This window comes from Streptomyces sp. S6, from assembly GCF_054880855.1.
On sequence record NZ_JBTYMC010000579.1, the window covers coordinates 1 to 1,969 of the forward strand.

A 1,969-nucleotide genomic window follows, 5' to 3' on the forward strand; every position below is an offset into this window, starting at 1 on the left:
GCGGACGCTGGTCGAGCCGGTGACCGAGGCGCTGGCGCTGCGGGCGCTGACCGGCGCGTGCGCGGTGGTCGCGGTGTCGTCGCCGGGTGCGCCGCTCGGTGCGGACGACTCCTTCGACGTCGTCATCCGGATCGGCGACCCGTCGTCCGTCCACGACCTCGACCCCTACGCCGGGTCCGACGACCCCGACGAGGCCGCCGCGATCCTCTCCGAGGCCCTCGTGGGCGATCTGGACGCCCCGCAGGCCACCACCGCCCTCGCCCAGCTCCTCGGCCCGTACAGGGCCGCCCACGGCCGTTTCCCGGCCCTTCCCGTCCTGCGTGAGCTGCTGGAGGGGACGCAGACGCTGGGCGCCCTGCGGGACGCGCTCGCCGGGGACGAGGTGATGCGCCGGGAACTGGACGCGCGCATCCGGCAGACGGGCACCCCGGGGGACGTGGGGCGGGCGCTGGCGGACCGGCTGGCGCTGCTGAGCCGGCCGGTGTTCGCGGAGTTCCTCGGGGGGACCCGCTCGGGAGGCGCGTCACACCGGGCGTTCTCCCTGCGGGCGCTCGCCCATCACCCCCTCCGCGTCCGTATCGACCTCCCCGCGCGCGGGCACGAAGAGGCCGGACGGCTGCTCACCCGGCTGGTGCTCGCCCAGTTCCACGCGGTCGTGCGGGAGGGCCGCCGCGGACACTTCGCCTGCCTCGTCCTGGACGACGCGACCGGGACGGTCACCGCGGAGTCGGTGCGGCACATCCAGCGGCTGCGGTCCCTGGACGCGGGTGTCGTCCTGTCCCTGCGGAGCGTCGGCGACGTCCCCGAGGCGCTGCACGGGCCGCTGTACGGGGCCGTGGGCTGCCGCATGGCGTACGCCGGTGTCACCACCTGGGACGGCAACCGCTTCGCCCAGACCTGGGGCACGGAGTGGGTCGAGACGACCGAGGTCGCCAAGCACACCGTCTTCGCCGACCAGCCCATGACCCGCGCCATCCACGCCCTGCGCAAACTCGTCACCGGCAAGGCCGTCACCACCGACGCCGTCACCGTCCGCCAGGTCGAACGCGAACGCTGGTCCGCCTCCCAACTGGCCCACGAACTCCCTCCGGGCCACGCGGTCCTCTCCCTGACGACCGTGACGGGCGAGCACGCGCCGCCGATGCTGGTGGATCTGCGGGGCTGAGGGGGCGCGGGGCACCGGGGCTTCACACAGTGGACGCCCCCGTCCCACCTGCCCGCACGGCTCTCCCCCCACCACCCCCTGAGGCACAATCGGCACTGCCCCCGCCTGCACCACCCCCGATCTGAAGGCACCATGCCCCCCACCCTCGCCTCGCTCGTCCATCACTCCGCGCTGAAGCTCGTCGTCCGCGCGGGGGAGGACCGGCTGGGTGTGCCGGTGCGGTGGGCGCATGTGAGTGAGCTGCCGGATCCGGTGGAGTACATGGAGGGCGGGGAGCTGCTGCTGATCACGGCGTTGAAGCTGGACGCGGAGAACCCGGCGGCGATGCGCGGGTATGTGCGGCGGCTGGTGGACGCCGGGGTGGTGGGCCTGGGGTTCGCGGTGGGCGTCAATTACGACGACGTCCCGGAGGCCCTCGTCCAGGCGGCCCGCGACGAGCATCTCCCGTTGCTCGAAGTCCCGCGTCGCACCCCGTTCATCGCGATCAGCAAGGCCGTCTCGGCGGCGATCGCGGCGGACCAGTACCGCGCGGTGACGGACGGTTTCGCGGCCCAGCGGGAGCTGACCCGGCAGACTCTGGCGGCGGGCCCCGAGGGCCTGCTGACGGCGCTGGCGGCTCAGGTGAACGGCTGGGCGGCGCTGTACGACATGTCGGGGACGGTCGTCGCGGCGGCCCCGGAGTGGGCGTGGCGCAGGGCGGCCCGCCTCACGGTGGACGTCTCCCGGTTGCGCGAGCGCCCCGCCCCGGCCTCCTCGGTGGTCGACGGCGAGGACCGCGTGGAGCTGCACTCCCTGGGCACGGGC

1 protein-coding gene and 1 pseudogene are annotated in these 1,969 nt (G+C 74.5%); both read left to right on the plus strand.

Annotation, left to right across the window (positions count from 1 at the left end):
* A pseudogene (locus tag ACVNF4_RS35420) lies at positions 1-1,165 on the plus strand (ATP/GTP-binding protein); the annotation flags it as partial.
* Between the two features lie 132 nt (positions 1,166-1,297).
* A partial coding sequence (locus ACVNF4_RS35425; protein ID WP_461806948.1) for a PucR family transcriptional regulator ligand-binding domain-containing protein occupies positions 1,298-1,969 on the plus strand: 672 nt, incomplete at its 3' end.